General features: G+C 67.7%; 14 protein-coding genes. 10 read left to right on the top strand and 4 right to left on the bottom strand.

All coding sequences use genetic code 11. From position 1 onward, the window contains the following. Positions 1-12: 12 nt before the first annotated feature. Together G7043_RS03040 and G7043_RS03045 are read right to left on the bottom strand one after the other, a co-directional pair. Complete coding sequence (locus tag G7043_RS03040; protein WP_166043598.1) at positions 13-2,271, bottom strand: helix-turn-helix transcriptional regulator; 2,259 nt, start codon at positions 2,269-2,271, stop codon at positions 13-15. Between the two features lie 28 nt (positions 2,272-2,299). After that, positions 2,300-4,507 (bottom strand): GH92 family glycosyl hydrolase, encoded by a 2,208-nt coding sequence (locus G7043_RS03045; protein WP_166043600.1) that lies wholly within the window; start codon positions 4,505-4,507, stop codon positions 2,300-2,302. Between the two features lie 117 nt (positions 4,508-4,624). Between G7043_RS03045 and G7043_RS03050 the strand changes: the two genes are divergently transcribed. From G7043_RS03050 to G7043_RS03060, 3 genes are all read left to right on the top strand, one after another. Beyond that, positions 4,625-5,044 carry a hypothetical protein gene (locus G7043_RS03050; protein ID WP_166043602.1) on the top strand — a complete coding sequence of 140 codons (420 nt, stop codon included), beginning with the start codon at positions 4,625-4,627 and terminating at the stop codon, positions 5,042-5,044. A gap of 36 nt (positions 5,045-5,080) precedes the next feature. Further along, positions 5,081-5,254: a hypothetical protein gene (locus tag G7043_RS03055; protein WP_166043604.1), complete on the top strand. Its 174-nt coding sequence runs from the start codon at positions 5,081-5,083 to the stop codon at positions 5,252-5,254. 414 nt (positions 5,255-5,668) lie between these two features. Further along, positions 5,669-6,868, top strand: a complete 1,200-nt coding sequence (locus tag G7043_RS03060; RefSeq protein ID WP_166043606.1) for an HNH endonuclease signature motif containing protein — start codon at positions 5,669-5,671, stop codon at positions 6,866-6,868. 197 nt (positions 6,869-7,065) lie between these two features. On the opposite strand, the gene G7043_RS03065 is transcribed toward G7043_RS03060, so the two are convergent. Further along, positions 7,066-7,215, bottom strand: coding sequence for a hypothetical protein (locus G7043_RS03065; RefSeq protein WP_166043608.1), 150 nt, complete (start codon positions 7,213-7,215; stop codon positions 7,066-7,068). A 237-nt stretch (positions 7,216-7,452) separates the two neighbouring features. Here G7043_RS03065 and G7043_RS03070 point away from each other — a divergent pair, with 237 nt between their 5' ends. The 7 genes from G7043_RS03070 (at position 7,453) to G7043_RS03100 (ending at position 15,552) form a co-directional block, all read left to right on the top strand. Beyond that, the gene (locus G7043_RS03070) at positions 7,453-8,436 is read left to right on the top strand and encodes a LacI family DNA-binding transcriptional regulator (protein ID WP_166043610.1); all 984 of its coding nucleotides are present in this window, start codon (positions 7,453-7,455) and stop codon (positions 8,434-8,436) included. Positions 8,437-8,465: 29 nt separating this feature from the next. Beyond that, complete coding sequence (locus G7043_RS03075) at positions 8,466-9,464, top strand: class I mannose-6-phosphate isomerase (protein ID WP_207310532.1); 999 nt, start codon at positions 8,466-8,468, stop codon at positions 9,462-9,464. After that, positions 9,461-10,225 carry an ATP-binding cassette domain-containing protein gene (locus G7043_RS03080; protein WP_166043612.1) on the top strand — a complete coding sequence of 255 codons (765 nt, stop codon included), beginning with the start codon at positions 9,461-9,463 and terminating at the stop codon, positions 10,223-10,225. Before G7043_RS03075 ends, G7043_RS03080 begins: the two co-directional genes overlap by 4 nt. Then, complete coding sequence (locus tag G7043_RS03085) at positions 10,225-11,259, top strand: ABC transporter permease (RefSeq protein ID WP_166043614.1); 1,035 nt, start codon at positions 10,225-10,227, stop codon at positions 11,257-11,259. Before G7043_RS03080 ends, G7043_RS03085 begins: the two co-directional genes overlap by 1 nt. A gap of 15 nt (positions 11,260-11,274) precedes the next feature. Next, positions 11,275-12,249 (top strand): ABC transporter substrate-binding protein, encoded by a 975-nt coding sequence (locus G7043_RS03090; protein ID WP_166043616.1) that lies wholly within the window; start codon positions 11,275-11,277, stop codon positions 12,247-12,249. Between the two features lie 218 nt (positions 12,250-12,467). Further along, on the top strand, positions 12,468-14,003 hold the full coding sequence (locus tag G7043_RS03095; protein WP_166043618.1) for an alpha/beta hydrolase: 1,536 nt from the start codon (positions 12,468-12,470) through the stop codon (positions 14,001-14,003). A gap of 13 nt (positions 14,004-14,016) precedes the next feature. Further along, positions 14,017-15,552, top strand: coding sequence for an alpha/beta hydrolase (locus G7043_RS03100; protein ID WP_166043620.1), 1,536 nt, complete (start codon positions 14,017-14,019; stop codon positions 15,550-15,552). Here G7043_RS03100 and G7043_RS03105 read toward each other — a convergent pair. Then, positions 15,537-16,220, bottom strand: a complete 684-nt coding sequence (locus tag G7043_RS03105; protein ID WP_166043622.1) for a hypothetical protein — start codon at positions 16,218-16,220, stop codon at positions 15,537-15,539. The genes G7043_RS03100 and G7043_RS03105 overlap by 16 nt on opposite strands. Positions 16,221-16,226 lie beyond the last annotated feature (6 nt).

The following is a 16,226-nucleotide window of genomic DNA, read 5'->3' on the forward strand; positions in this document are numbered from 1 at the left end:
TGAACCGCAGCGTTACGTCTCAGTAGGACGTGATTGAGCCCATGCCACGAGCTGCGCGCGGGTCGAGAGGTCCAACGCGGTTTTCACGTTGTGCACGTGCGATTCCACGGTCCGGTGGGAGATCCCGAGCTTGGCGGCGACCTGCGCGTTCGTCATGCCCTGCGCCACCAGTTCGACCACCATCCGCTGCCGGTCGCTGAGCACCGGGTCCCCGACGATCTCCCCGTCCAGCGCGGTTTCCAGGGCGTGCCGGACGTCCATCGCCTGCCCCGCGTTGACGGCTCTGCCGAAAGCCGCGCGGGACAAGGATTCCCGCGCGAGGTCCAGTGCGGCGTCCATCTTCCGCTGCCACCACGACTCCGACGGAACAATCCACGTCGCGCGCATCTGCTGACACGCGGCCAACAGGCGCACACCGAGTTCGTGCCGTCCCGCCAGCATCGCGACCAGGCCACGACCCTCGACCGCCTCCAGCACCACGCGCGGCAGGCTCTCGGACTTCCGGGCGCTCTCGGCGAACCGCGTGCCGGCCGTCGTCAAGTCCCCGCGCTCCAACGCGATGCAGCCCGCCGTGTGGGCCGCGGCCGCCACGACGTCCGGCCGTGCCTGCGCTCTCAGCACCGGCAAGGCGCCTTCGACCAGGGTGCTCGCGGCGTCCACGTCGCCCTGGGCGAGCAGCAGCCAGCCGAGATTCTGACTCGACACCGCCACACTCACGTCGTTGCCGTTGCGTACGCCGTGCTGGATCGACTGGCGCAACGCCCAGGTCGTGTTCGGCGCATCACCCGCGCCGTCGTAGGCGCCCGCCAACGTGCGGAACAGCCGGCACATGATCAGTTCCTGCCCACTGGCCTCCGCGGTGTCGACCGCCTCCATCGCGTACTTCACGGCTTCGTCGTGGCGTTCTTCGTGGCTCGCCAACAGAGACGCGTACTCCAGCGCGAGGATCCGGTAGCGGGCGTCGGCGGAGGACTGGTGCAGCACCTGCATCAGCACCGCGCCGGCCTGGGTGAAGTAACCGCGGTCGAAACACACCCGCAGCAACATCGTGGCGAGCATCAGCCGTCGTTCGTCCTGCGGCGCAACCAGATGGGCGAACGCGTACGCCACGTTGTCGTACTCCTGGTGCTGCGCCTGCAACTGTTCCGGCGCCAAGATCGACGACGTGACAGCGGGTTCACCCTTTTCACACAGCCAGGCGATGATCCGTTCGGCGGCGACCTCGTGCTCGCCTTGCTCCCGCAGGCGTTCCTCCGCGTAGAGACGAACCGATTCGAGCATCCGGAAACGGCCGTCGTTCTCCCGCACCACCAACGACTTCGCCTGCAACGCCGTGAGCAGGCCGATCACCGGGCCGCCGTGCACGACCTGGGCGATCTCGAGCCCGAACCCCCCGGGCAGCAGCGCGAGCCGGCGGAACAGCTCCTTCTCCGGTGTGGTCAGCAGGTCGTGGCTCCACGCGATGGCCGCGCGCAGACTCTGGTGGCGCGCCTGCTCGTCGGCGTCGCTGAGCAGGTCGAGCCGGTGGTCGAGACGACTCGCGAGTTCGCCCAGCGGCACCGATCGGGAGAGCTTCGCGGCCAGTTCCACCGCGAGCGGCACACCGTCCAGCCGTGCGCAGATGGCGGCGATCGCCTCCTGACCGCCTGTCGTGCCGGCGCGTTCGGCGAAGAGCCGGACCGCGTCCTCGTCCATGCCGTGCAGCGGGTACACGGCCTCACCGACGGCTCGCAGGGCTTCCCGGCTCGTGGCGAGGACCTGCACGTTCGGGCAGCGCGACAGGAGCGCGTCCACGACGTCGCAGCACTCGTCGACGAGGTGCTCGCAGTTGTCGACCAGCAGCAGGGTTCTCCGGTTCGCGAGCTCGTGGAGCAGCGTGGTCCTGAGCGCGACCCCCGCGTGCTGGTACACCCCAACGGCTTCCGCGAACGCCTGCACCACCTGGCCGGGCCGGCTCAGCTTGCCGAGCTCGACCGTCCGCACCTCCGTCCGCTTGGCGCGCTTCGCGAGCTCGACCGCGAGCCGCGTCTTCCCGACCCCGGCCGAGCCGACGAGCGTGAGCATCCTGTGCTTGCGCAGCAACGGAAGCAGCTCGGCCAGCTGGGTTTCCCGGCCGACGAACGCGTCGCCGTACACGGGTACCTCCGCGACCACTGTGGACGTACCCGCGGAGCGTTGACGATAGGCACGCTGACGGCACGCGTTGGAGCAGTACCGCGCCCGCGACGGCAGGGGCGCGAAGTCGCCGCCACAGCTCGCGCAGGTGCCCATCCCCCGAGCCTACGACCGTTTTGGCGTCTCAATTGGAAAGTGTGTGGAGGTCGACCTCGAGCGTGGTCCCCGACCGCAGCTCCGCGAGCTCGATCCGATCCTTCGCCCGACCGAGCCACCCGCTCCGAACCCGCTCCACCACCTGCGTTTTCGTGACGTCCGCGGCCTCGGCCTTGATCACGATGTCCTTGCCGTTCTCCAGGTGGACCACAGCCCTTGCATACCTGGGAGCGTGTGACACGAACTCGCCAGTTCCCGGCACCGCCGGGTACATCCCGAGCGCGCTGAACACGTACCAGGCCGACATCGTGCCGAGGTCGTCGTTGCCCGTGACGCCTGCGGGTCCGTTGACGAACAACGTCTGCGCGGCCCTGACGACGACCGACGTCTTCTCCGGCTTGCCGATGAGCGCGTACATCCACGGCGCGTGCAGGTCCGGCTCGTTGTTCGGGTTGTACCTGAACTGGTTGTAGTAGTCGTAGGGCCCAACAACCCATTTCTCGCGAACGGTCCTCGCCGGGTCGATGAGCAGATCTGCGTAGGCGAAGAAGTCGTCGAGCCGCGCCTCGGCCGCCGCCTTGCCGCCGAGCGCCGTGATCAGCCCGGGCACGTCGTGCTGGACGAGCCACTGGTACTGCCAGGCCGTGCCCTCGTGGAACCCGTCCGGCCCCTGCGGGGTGAACGGCGTGAGCCAGGCACCGTTCTGCAGCTTGGGGCGCGGAAAGCCGGTGAAGCCGCGATCGGTGACGCTGTGGTCCCACAGGTTGCGGTGGTTGAGCCCGCGCTTCCTGAGTCGTTCCGCGTCTTCTTCGTGGCCGAGCGCGTCGGCCATGATCGCGAGCGTGGCGTCGGCCAGCGCGTACTCGAGGGTCGCGGACGCGCCGTGGTGCGGGTCGGTGTCCTGCCCCTTCTTCGGGAAGCGCTTGTCGTACTGGACGAAGCCGTTCTTGAGGTAGTGCGGGTTGCCGGACCGTCCCTGGAACCGGGAACTTTCCGGCGGGATGCCGTCGACGTTCTGGAGCAGGGCTTGGTAGGCCTGCTCTTCCCGGCCTTCGAGGTGACCGAACCGCCACAGGTCGACCAGGAACGGCGTCACCGGGTCGCCCGTCATGCAGTTGGTTTCCTGGTTCGCGTACGCCCAACGCGGCAGCCAGCCGCCCTGCTCGTGGATGGCGAGGACGCTCCTGGCGATGTCCTTGCTGCGCTGCGTGCGAATCAGGGCGAGAAGCTGGTTGTGGGCGCGGTAGGTGTCCCAAAGCGAGTAGTACTCGTAGTAAGTCCAGCCGTCCGCTTCGTGGATCCGGTTGTCGAAGCCGCGGTACCGGCCGTCGGCGTCGCTGCCGGTCAGCGGCTGGAGCAGCACGTGGTACAGCGCGGTGTAGAAGACCGCGCGCTCGTCCCAGTCGTCCGTCTCGATCTCGATGCAGCAGAGTTCTTTCCGCCACGCGTCCTGGGCTTCGTTGCGGAGCTCGTCGAAGTCCTTGCCGCTGGTCTCGGTGTCCAGGTTGGTGGTCGCGCCCTGCGCGTCCACTTGAGACAGAGCCGTGCACGCGGTGACCGGCCCCGGCTCGAACGTCACCCAGGCACCCCTGAGTCCGGCGCCGCCCGCTGATTCCCGTTGCCCCGGCTTGGGTCCGGCCGGCGTCCAGGTGCCGAACTCCCGGAACGGACGGTCGAACCTGGTGGTGAAGTAGGTGATGTACGGCCGACCACCGCAGAACGCCTGTGTCTCCACGGTTCCGGTGATCGTGCGGTCGTCGATCACTTTGATGCTGCTGGCGCTGACCGGCTCTTTGTCGTTGGCCTGGCCGACGTTGACCAGCAACGTGCCGTTGACACCCGCGGGGAACGTGTACCGCTCGACTCCGGCGCGCGTGGTCGCGGTGCACTCGACGGTGATGTCGCGGTCCAGCTTGACCTTGTAGTAGCCGGGTTTGCCGATCTCGCCGTCGTGCGAATAGCGGGTGGCGTAGCGCTTGTGGTCGAAGGTGCTCGGCAGTTGCGTGACCGGGAGGATCGGGACCAGGCCGCCCTGTTCCCAGCAGCCGGCGCCGGACAGGAAGAAGTGCCCGAAACCTCGGATCTGCTGGTCGTCGTAGCGATAGCCGGCGTAGTGGGAGCCGATCGGGCTGGAGTGCGCCTTGCCGAAGGGCATGGAGGCGCCGGGGAACGTGTTGCCCTCGTCCTTCGTGCCGATGAACGTGTTGACCGACTCGATGGCGTCCAGTGCGTCCACGCCTCCACCCTAGTTGGGAACTCGGGGAGGTGAAGTGTCCAGACGGGTGGCCACCTGAGCATCAGGAAGAAAACACCTGGAGGCTTCTGCACGCGTGGCCGCCGGTACCTTCACCGGATGACGGACGTCCACAACTTCCGGCGCGCCTGTTACGCAGCTGCCCGCCGCACTGGTGGCAAGGTCCTCGAGTTCCGCCTCGCCGACGACGTGATACCCAACTTCCACCAGGGGCTCATCGCCTACGACGAGCGCACTCTCGCCGTGGCCTGCACGCGCGACTCAGCGATGCTGGCTATCGCAGAGCCCCGAACCATCGACTTCGTCGGCGGTACCGGGGAGTCGGACCCGCTGACGTTTGCCGACGCCCCTGAACTGCTGGCCGCGCTGGCCACGCTGCTGCCGAGCTCTCGGGTGCTCATCCTGTCCGAATTGAACGGCCCGTTCGACGCCACAACTTGGCCCCACATCTCACCCGACGACATCAAATACTGGCGGCCTGGCACCCTCGGCGAAGCGCTCTTCAACTACTGGGACTGAGGAGCGCCGGAACATGGTTCGCGCAGGTGGTGGTGAGTGAGCGACGAGGAGGCGATCGCCCGCCAGGGCAGGAAGCGGTTTTCGAAGGTGTTCGTCTCCCTGGATGCAGCCATCCGCTCTGGAGCCGGCGGAGACTGGGAGTTCTCCGACCGCGCCGATCCGGAGTACGACGAGGTCTTGGCCGAGCTGACGGCGAACAAGGACGACTGATACGGGCAGGAGCTTTGACTCGTGTGGTTCGACCCGGACGAGGCGGAGCATGTCCGCCGATTCACATTCGGGTACGCCTGAGTCTCCGCGCCCGCCGATAACGCGGAGTGGCCCGGTTTGGCGGTTGCACTGCCGAACTGGTGTCGGTTGAACATTACCGGGCCGGGTCGTTTCATCGCCGCTTCGCGACGATTGCGATTGGGGCTTGACTTCGGGGCCCTTGCGAGGCGCATATCGGCCTATAAAAGCCGGGCTGATAGAGCGCCCGGCCGATCCGAACACGGTAGCACCTCGCACCCAAAGTCAAGCCCCAATCGCGCGATGGTCGCCTTATCGCCGCTTGCCCAGCGGTTCACCCTATCGTGGTCGCCTTTAGGCGTTATTCCGTCGTGATCTTGCGGTAAAGTAGAACACGTGATCGAAACCCGACTCCTCCCCACCGACGAGCTGCTGCGCAGCCTCGTTGATGAGGTGGTGGAGATTCGGGTTCGGGAGAATGCTGTCCTGCAGAAGATTGCCGAGTTGGATCGGCGTGGAGCTGCGGGTGAACTGGGTTACAAGAATTTGCCGCAGGTGTTGCGGCACGCGGTCCGCTGGGATCTTACGACGGCCAAGAAATGGGTCGCGAACGCCGGGCTCTTGGCGAATGAGATCACGCCGACCGGCAGTGAGCTCGCCCCCGCGCTTCCGGTGACCGCCGAGGCCGTGGCCGAGGGTGCGTTGTCGGTCGAGCACGTCGCGGTGGTCGCCGAGGTCATGAAGGCACTGCCCGCCGAAGTCGAAGACTCCATCGTCGGTTTTGCTCGGGAGCATGAGCCCAGTGCGGTGCGCGCGTTCGGCAAGGAACTGGCCTACCGGCTCTACCAGGACGACCCCGAACCCCGTGACTCCGAGCCCGCGCCGCAGGTCAACCAGCACGTGATGAACTGGAAGAACGGCATGCTGGAGATCAAGGCCCTGCTGGACACGGTCACCGGCGCCAAGTACCAGGCGCTGCTCGACCCGCTGGCAAAGCCACGCCCCGAGACCGCCGAGGACGGCCCCGACCTGCGGCCACGGGCCGTGCGTGAAGGCGACGCGCTGGCGGAGCTGGTCGACCTGATGCTGCGCGCCGACCAGCTGCCCGAACACGGCGGCGAACCCGTCACCCTCACCATGACCATGCGCTACGACGACCTCGCCAAGCAGGTCGGCCAGGCCACGCTGGACAACGGCGAACGCGTCCCGGCCGAGCAGGTCCGTCAGTTGGCGTGCAGCGCGGGCATCATCCCGCTCGTGCTGGGGGCGAAGTCCCAGCCGATGGACATCGGCCGCAAGACCCGCACCTTCACCGCCGGAATCCGCCGGACCCTCGTCGCCCGCGACCGAGGATGCGCTTTCCCCGGCTGCGGCAGACCACCCAGACAATGCGACGGCCACCATATTCGCCACTGGTCAGACGGCGGCGACACCTCCGTCGACAATGCCGTTCTACTGTGCCGCCATCACCACACGCTCATCCACCAGAGTGAATGGGACGTGACAATGGAGCACGGCATCCCCACGTTCTATGCTCCACGCTGGATGGACAAAAACCGCACGCCCCGGAGAAATCTTCTCCACGCCGCCGCCTGATCGCCCCGCCGATCTTGGCGAGGCAAAGGCGAAGGCGAGCCGTCAAGGCCTGATGCCACACCGGGCAAGCGGTCATAAGGTGACCACTGCGCGATTGGGGCTTGACTTTGGGTGCGAGGTGCTACCGTGTTCGGATCGGCCGGGCTCTCTATGCCCGGCTTTTGAAGGCCGATAAGCGCCTCGCAAGGGCCCCGAAGTCAAGCCCCAATCGCAATCGTCGCGAAGCGGCGATGAAATGACCCGGCCCGGCGATGCCCCTGTCCTACCTGCGGGTTGCCGAGGACGAAGAACTCCTCGGAACCGCCGGACACCGGCTCGATCTGATCGTGGCCGAACGCACGCTCCACATAGGACAGCTGACAACGGTGTCTGTCACCGGATCCCTTGCGGAGCGCACGCGGCCAAAGTCAAGACCACCGGCTTCACCTGTCCCGTTCCAGACAGCAAGTGCGGAGCCGAGAAGACCCTTGACCGGTTCCGGAACGGTTGACAAGGGCGTAAAGGCGAGGTGAGATACGGCCACTATGACAACGTTGTCCCCCAGCGGACCGATTGCCGGTCAGCGCAAGGTACGTCGCGCGACGATGAACGACGTCGCACGGCTGGCGGGCGTGAGCATCAAGACCGTCTCGCGCGTGGTCAACGACGAACCGGGCGTGCACCCGTCCACCGCCGAACGCGTGTTGGCAGCCATCGACCAGCTCGGGTTCCGGCGGAACCTGAGTGCCCGCAACCTGCGCCGCGGCTCGTCCACCGGCACGATCGGGCTGGTGCTGGAGGACGTCGGCAACCCGTTCTACTCCGGCGTGACGCGCGCTGTCGAGGAAATCGCCCGTTTGCGCGGCAGACAGGTGATCTCGGGGTCGTCGGACGAGGATCCCGGCCGGGAGCGCGAGCTGGCGCTGGAGTTCTGCTCACGCCGCGTCGACGGGCTGCTGATCGTCCCGGCGGGGCTGCAGCACAGCTATCTGGTGCCGGAGATGCGCGCGGGCACGCCCGTGGTGTTCCTGGACCGGCCCGCGGGCGACGTCGTGGCGGACACCGTGCTGGTGGACAACATCGGCGGCACCGTCGAGGCCGTCACCCATCTGGCCGCACACGGACACCGCCGCATCGCGTTCCTCGGCGACGCGCCGGACATCTTCACCGCCAACGAACGCCTGCGCGGTTACCGCGAGGGCTGTGTGCGTGCGGGCATCGGTTACCACGAAGAGCTCGTGGCGATGGGGCCGCACGACGAGAGCAGCGTGGCGACCACGTTGCAACGGCTGCAAAGCCTGCGCGAGCCCGCAACGGCGATCGTGGCCGGCAACAACCGCATCACCGTGCACATCCTGCGCTCGCTCGCAGGCACCACCGAACGCCCTGCCCTGGTGGGCTTCGACGACTTCGAGCTCGCCGACCTGTTGTCGCCTCCGGTGACCGTGATCGCGCACGACGCGAGCGCGCTCGGCAAGGCGGCCACGGATTTGTTGTTCGCCCGCCTGGACGGGGACAACTCACCACCGCGCCGCGTCGTGCTGCCGGTGCGCTTGGTGCCACGAGGATCCGGGGAGGTCCACGCGTGAGTTCGGGTGTGCTCCACCAGCCTGTCAACTTGCCCGCCAACCAGCCGAAGCAGTTCTACCGCGGTGGTGAGGCGATCGCCGCGCTGCGCGGTGGCACCAGCGGCGACTTCGGTCCCGAGGACTGGGTGGCGTCGACGACAACGCTGTACGGACGCAGTGACGCCGGATTGACCACGTTGCCGAACGGCGTGCTGTTGCGCGACGCGGTGCAGGCGGACCCGACCGGGTGGCTCGGCCCGGAGCACGCGGCGAAGTTCGGCGCGGACACCGCGTTGCTCGTGAAGCTGCTCGACGCGGGCCAGCGCCTGCCGGTGCACTGCCACCCGTCGAACGCCTTCGCGTCCTCGCACCTGAACTGCCGTCACGGCAAGACGGAGGCGTGGATCGTCGTCGGCACGACCGGCGCGGACCCCACTGTCTACATCGGATTCCGCGACGACGTGCCCGCGGAAACGGTCGCGGACTGGGTGGCCACGCAGAACACCACAGCGATGCTCAAAGCGCTGAACCCGGTGTGCGTGCGGCCCGGCGACACGGTCTTCGTGCCCGCCGGTGTGCCGCACGCGATCGGCGAGGGCGTCTTCATCGTCGAACTGCAGCAGCCCACGGACTTCTCGGTGACGCTGGAGTGGCAGGGCTTCCTCGCCAACGCCGACATCGGTCACCTCGGCCTGGGCTACGACGTCGCGCTGGACTGCGTCGACCGGCACGGCTGGAGCGGCCGGCTGGACAAGCTGGTGCACCAGACGTCCGAGAAGTGGGCGCCGTCGGTCGACCTGCTCGGGCGCGACGCGGACCCGTTCTTCCAGGCCGACCGCCTGCACGTGGAGGGTTCCTTCGCACTGGAGCCGTCGTTCGCCGTGCTGGTGGTGCTGGAGGGTGCGGGCCAGCTCGGCGAGATGGAGGTGCACAAGGGCAGCACCGTCGTCGTACCGCACGCGGCCGGCGAGATCGGCCTGACCGGTGACCTGGTGGCGATCCGCTGCCGACCGCCCGTTCTGTCCATAGTGGAGGATGTGTCGCCATGAGCGAGCCACTGCTCGAGGCTCGTGACCTGACCAAGAACTACGGCACCGTGGAAGCTCTCCGCGGTGCTTCGTTCACCGCCTATCCGGGCGAGGTCGTGTCGCTGATCGGCGACAACGGCGCGGGCAAGTCCACCCTGGTCAAGTGCCTGTCCGGGGTGGAGCAGCCCACCAGCGGCACCCTGCTGTTCGACGGCGAGCCGCTGATCCTGAACTCCCCCAACGACGCCCGCGGCCTGGGCATCGAGACGGTGTTCCAGGACCTCGCGGTCGCGCCGGACCTCGACCCGGCCGCGAACATGTTTCTGGGCCGGGAGATCCTCAAGCCCGGCGTCCTCGGGTTCCTGGGCGTGCTCGACAAGAAGGCCATGCGCAAGCAGGCGGCCGAGCACTTCACCCGCTTCGGCGCGACGCTGCAGAGCATCGACGTGCCGATCGCCGCGCTGTCCGGTGGTCAGCGCCAGTCCGTCGCGGTCGCGCGTTCGGTGGCGTGGGCGTCGAAGCTCGTGTTCATGGACGAGCCGACCGCCGCACTCGGTGTGATGCAACGGGAACGCGTGCTGGACGTGATCAAACGGGTGCGCGACGAGGGTATCGCGGTGGTGCTGATCTCGCACAACATGCCCGAGGTGCTGTCGGTCTCCGACCGCGTCGAGGTGCTGCGTCTCGGCCGCCGGGTGGCCCGTTTCAAAGCCGCGGACACCACCGTCGAAGAGCTGGTCGGCGCGATGACCGGCGCCTTGTCACAGGAGGACGCGGCGTGATGACGGACGAGAAGACAACGTTGTCATCTCCATCAGACGACCAGCGGACATCGTTGCTGAAGCGGCTGACCGGCGCGAACACCCTGTGGATCGGGCTGGTGTTGCTGGTCCTGGTCGCGGTGTTCGGCGCGATCCGCCCGGACGCGATCTTCCAGGTGACCACGCTGCAGTTCCTGCTCGCGGAAACCGCGGTGCTGCTGGTGCTGTCGGTCGGCATGACGTTCGTGATCATCACGTCCGGCATCGACCTGTCCGTCGGCTCGGTGCTGGTGTTCGCCTCCGTCAGCTCCGCGATGGCGATGAACTCGGTGTCCGGCGGTGACGCGACGAACGCCGGCTGGGGCGTGATCGCGTTCGGCCTGCTGGTCGCCGTGGTCAGCGGCGCGGTGTGGGGTCTGCTCAACGGCCTGTTGATCTCCCGCGCGAAGATCCCGCCGCTGATCGTGACCCTGGGTTCGTTCGGCGCGGCGCAGGGCGCGGCCCTGTTGCTGAACAACGGTTCCAACGTCTCCGGCATCCCGGACAAGCTGAACCGCACCTTCGGCTCCGGCACGTGGTTCGGCATCCCGAACATCGTGATCGTGGCCGCGATCGTCACCGCGCTCGGCGCGCTTCTCCTGTCCACGACCCGTTTCGGCCGCTACACCTACGCGGTCGGGTCGAACGAGGAGGCGGCCAGGCGCGTCGGCATCTCGGTGCGCGGCCATCTCACGAAGGTGTACCTGCTCGCGGGCGTCCTGGCGGGTCTCGCGGGTTTCATGGGCAACGCGTTCTTCCGGGTCGCGGTGGTCACCGGCCACGAGACGGACAACCTGAACGCGATCGCCGCCGTCGTCCTGGGTGGCACCAGCATCTTCGGTGGCCTGGGCTCGGTGCTGGGCACGGTGTTCGGCGTGTTCATCCCGGCGGTGCTGGAGAAGGGCCTCGTGATCATCGGGGTCGAGGAGTTCTGGCAGCCGATCGCCGTGGCGATCGTGCTGGTGGCTGCCGTGTGGCTGGACCAGACACGGCGGCGGGCGCGCAACCAACGTTAGGAAGGTGCTGGACCAATGAAGATCCGCTCCGCAGTGGCTGTCACCGCCGCGTTCCTGCTCACCGCCTGTGGTGGAGGCGGGCAGATCGGCGACTCGGGTTCGGGCAACACCGCCGCGAACAAGAAGCTGGTGCTGATCCCCGGCATCGCGGCGGAACCGTTCTACATCTCCATGCAGTGCGGCTTCGAGGAGGCCGCCAAGGCCGCGGGCTACGAGGCCAAGACCCAGGCGCCGGCGAAGTTCGACGCGGCCCAGCAGACCCCGATCGTCACCGGCATCCTGGCCGACAAGCCGGCGGCGGTGCTCATCGCGCCGACCGACGACAAGGCCATGGCCGGCCCGATGAAGCAGCTCAAGGACGCCGGCATCAAGGTCGTCGAGGTCGACACCAAGCTCCAGGACACCTCGATCGCCGCGTCCACCATCTCGTCCAACAACGAGCAGGGCGGCAAGCTCGCCGCCGAGACGCTGAACAAGCTCGCGGCCGGCAAGACGGGCTCGGTGCTGGTGCTGAACACCAAGGCCGGCACCTCCACGACCGACGCCCGTGCCAAGGGCTTCGAGGAGGCCATCAAGGCCTTCCCGAACCTCAAGTACATCGGCCAGCAGTACACCGACAACGAGCCCGCCACCGCGGCGTCGAAGGTGACCGCGACGCTGGCCGCGAACCCCGACCTGATCGGCGTGTTCGCGACCAACCTGAACACCGGTGAGGGTGCCGCGACGGGTCTGCGCAACGCGGGCAAGACCGGCACGGTCAACCTGGTCGGGTTCGACGCCTCGCCCAAGCAGGTGCAGGACCTGCAGGCCGGCACGGTTCAGGCGCTGATCGCGCAGGACCCCGGCACGATCGGCAAGCAGGGGGTCGAGCAGGCCCTCGCCGCGATCGACGGCAAGGAGACCAAGCGGAACATCGAGACGGACCTCGTCGCCATCACGAAGGCCGACGCGGAGGCCAACTCGAAGTACTTCTACAAGCAGTCCTGCTGACCCCAAGATCAGGTGCCATGGGGGGCACATTCATGGACGTGAGGTCCATGAATGTGCCCCCCATGGCTCTTCTGACGAATGTCATAGGGGTATGCCCGGGACGGCGTAAGACCAGAGTTGTACCCGGTTGGCACCCAAAGGCCGATGTTCCCGTCCCCGTAAAGCGATGAGCTTGGGGGTGCCGTCCGGTTTCGGGCGGTAGGAGGGGGAACAACCGAATGCACCGCAGAAAACTGGCGGCGGCACTGGCCGTCGCCACCTCGGCGAGCCTGCTGATCGCCCCGCAGGCCCACGCGCAGTCGCCGTTCGCGCAGCAGGAAATCAAGTGGCAGAAGTGTTTCGAGACACCGCCACCCGGACTTCCGCCCGGCGGCGAACGGCTGGAGTGCGGCCGCTTCACCGCGCCGATGGACTGGAACAACCAGAACAACGGCAAGACCATCACCATCGCGGTGAGCAGGCTGACGCCCAAGACCGGCACCGCGAAGACCACCGTCTTCACCAACCCCGGCGGCCCCGGCGGTCCCGGCCGCACGATGCCGCTGCTCTACCTCGACCGGCCCAAGCTCAGCGAGAACGCCGACATCATCGGCGTCGACGTGCGCGGAACCGGCGGCAGCAGCAACGTCACCTGCGGGAACGTCGACACCGTCGGCGTCACCGATCCGCGTGACCGCAGCAAGGCCAACCTCGACCTGCTCTACGGCGCCATCGAGCTGCAGGCCAAGTTCTGCCAGACCAAGTCCGGCGAGTTCGGCAAGTACGTCACCACCGACCAGACGGTCAAGGACCTCGACCTCCTGCGCCAGGTCCTCGGCAAGCAGAAGGTCAGCTGGCTCGGTTACTCCGGCGGCAGCTGGATGGGCGCCTACTACGCCACCTACTTCCCCAAGACGCTCGACCGGATCGTGCTCGACTCCAACGCCGACTTCTCCGGACCGTGGCAGCCGGTGTTCGACGACTGGGGCATGGGCTTCGAGCGCCGGTTCCGCGTCGACTTCCTGCCGTGGGTGGCCAAGTACGACAACGTGTACCACCTCGGCAAGACCGGCGAGGAGGTGCGGCAGGCCTACGAACGCACCCGCGCCAAGCTGGCCGAGCAGCCCGTCACGCGACCGGAAGGCGTCTACTACCCGGTGACGCTCGACTTCCTGCTGCGGGGCGCGCAGTACAGCAAGGACTCCTTCGCGGGCGCCGCGCAGACGCTCGCGGAGCTCGCCGGTGCGGTGCCCGCGCAGCTGACGGCACAGGCCAGCTATCCGGACGCCCAGGCCGGCACCGCCTACTCGATCGTCTGCAACGACACACCGTTCCGCGGTGGCCGCGAGTACCTCGAGCGGGACGCCGCCCGGGACGGCGCCAGGTGGCCGCTCGTCGGCTACTACCAGATCATGGCGCCCTGCGCGTTCTGGGACCGCCCGAACGTGAACCTCAAGCGTCCCACCGGAATCGGCGTCGCGCCGACGTTGATGGTGCAGTCGGTGCGCGACGCGGCGACGCCGCTCGAAGGCGCGCAGAGGGCACACCGGAACTTCAAGAACTCGGTGCTGCTCACCGTCGAGGACGAGGGCGACCACGGCATCTACGGGTTCGGCAACCCGTGCGTGAACGACATCGTCGAGCGCTACCTCGTCGACGGCGTCGCGCCCGCGAAGGACCTGTCGTGTCCTGGGCTTCCGCTGCCCGCTCCTGGCGAAGCCGCGCAGAAGTCGCTCACGACGGCACGGCAGTACGCCACCCAACTCGGTTGGTAGAAGGGGGAAACGCATGTATCGCAAGAGAATCGCGGCGACACTGGCCGCTGTGACGGCAACGTCCCTGCTGATCGCGCCACCGGCTCAGGCTCAGTCGGGGTTCGCCACGCAGGAGATCAAGTGGCAGAAGTGCTTCGACCCGGTACCGCCGGGCTTCCCGCCCGGCGCGGAACGCCTGGAGTGCGGCACCTTCACCGCGCCCATGGACTGGAACAACCCGAACAACGGCAAGACCATCACGATCGCCGTGAGCCGCACCAAGCCGGTGAACGGCAAGGCGAAGACCGCGGTCTTCACCAACCCCGGCGGCCCCGGCGGTGAAGGACGCACGCTGCCGCTGGTCTACCTGAACCGGCCGAAGCTGAGCGAGAACGCCGAGATCTACGGCATCGACGTGCGCGGCACGGGTGCCAGCAGCAACATCACCTGCGGCCTGTTCGACACGCTCGGCTCGACGGACCCGCGCGACCGCGGCAAGGCCAACCTCGACCTGCTCTACGGCGGCATGGAGCTGCAGGCCAAGTTCTGCCAGACCAAGTCCGGTGAGCTCGGCAGGTACGTCACCACCGACCAGACGGTGAAGGACCTCGACCTGCTGCGCCAGGTGCTCGGCCGCAAGAAGGTCGACTGGCTCGGTTACTCGGGCGGCAGCTGGATGGGCGCCTACTACGCCACGTACTTCCCGAAGACGCTGGACAAGATCGTGCTCGACTCCAACGTCGACTTCACCGGCACGTGGCAACCGGTGTTCGACAACTTCGGCATGGGCTTCGAGCGGCGCTTCCGCGTCGACTTCCTGCCCTGGGTGGCCAAGTACGACAACGTCTACCACCTCGGCAAGACCGCCGAAGAGGTGCGGCAGGCCTACGAGCGGACGCGCGCGAAGCTCGCGCAACAGCCCGTCACCCTGCCGGAGGGCACGTACTACCCGGTGACGCTCGACTTCGTGCTCATCCAGGGCCAGTACAGCAAGTACTCGTTCGACGGTGCCGCGCGGAAGCTGGCCGAACTGGCGGGTGCGGTGCCCGCGCAGCTGACGGCGCAGGCGAGCTACCCGGACGCGCAGACCGCCACGCTCAACTCGATCCTGTGCAACGACACGCCGTTCCGCGGTGACCGCAGGTACCTGGAACGCGACGCTGCCCGGGACGGGGCCAAGTGGCCGCTGATGGGGTACTACCAGATCATGGGCCCCTGTGCGTACTGGGACCGCCCGAACGTGAACCTCAAGCACCCCAACGGCATCGGCGTCACGCCGACGCTGATGGTGCAGTCCGAACGGGACGCGCCGACGCCGATCGAGGGCGCGCGCAGGTCGCACGCCGGGTTCGCCGGCTCGCGGATGCTGACCGTGAAGGACGAGGGTGACCACGGCATCTACGGGTTCGGCAACGACTGCGTCAACGACGTCGTCGAGCGCTACCTCGTCGACCGCGTGACTCCGTCGAAGGACCTGACCTGCCCCGGCGTGCCGCTGCCCGAACCGGGCCAGCAGCAGGCCGGTGTGCTGGAACAGGCACGGAAGCTGGCGGTTCAGCTCGGCTGGTGACAGTCGAACAGAGTTGCGGCGGCCGGGAACGACCGCCGCAGCTCGTTCGCCCGTTCCTCGGTGATCGGCCACGCGGAACCGTGGTGCGCCACCCCGAGCACGTGCACGCGGTGCCAGCCGGGTCCCATGGACCACTCGGCGCACCGCGTTCCGTCGTCGCCGCCCCACGTCCGCAGCACCCGCTGCAGCACGTGGTCGACGACCGCCCAGTAGCGGTAACGGCCGTCCGCCGGCGTGCGGTTGAGGTGCGTCACGGACTCCTCCAGCTCACGCGCTCGCTCCGCGCCGATCTCGACCCGCCGGTCCCCCTCGAACACGCAGGGGCCGACCACCCGCCAGCGGTCGCTGACGAACGTCCTCTCCGCGAGCACTCCGTTGGCGTCGTTCCACAGATGCGCGAGTCGCATGGGATCGCCTTCGTCGTCCAGGAACGCGTAGTACCGGTGCTCGATCCGCGACGGACGCGGTGTCCAGGACGTCAGCAGGCGGTCGAGCACCTCACCGCCGACCGGTTCGCCGAGACTCCACTGACGACCGGCGGGCACCCAGTCGCGGTTCTCGTCGTAGCGCTCGAACCTGCGGCTCCCGGCCGGCTCGCGCAGGAGCAGGAACGGGTCGGTGACCTCCGGGTGGAAGTGGTTCACCACCGCGAAGTAGCGGTCTCTCATGCGGCT

Source organism: Lentzea alba (genome assembly GCF_011067745.1).
Classification (GTDB): domain Bacteria; phylum Actinomycetota; class Actinomycetes; order Mycobacteriales; family Pseudonocardiaceae; genus Lentzea; species Lentzea alba.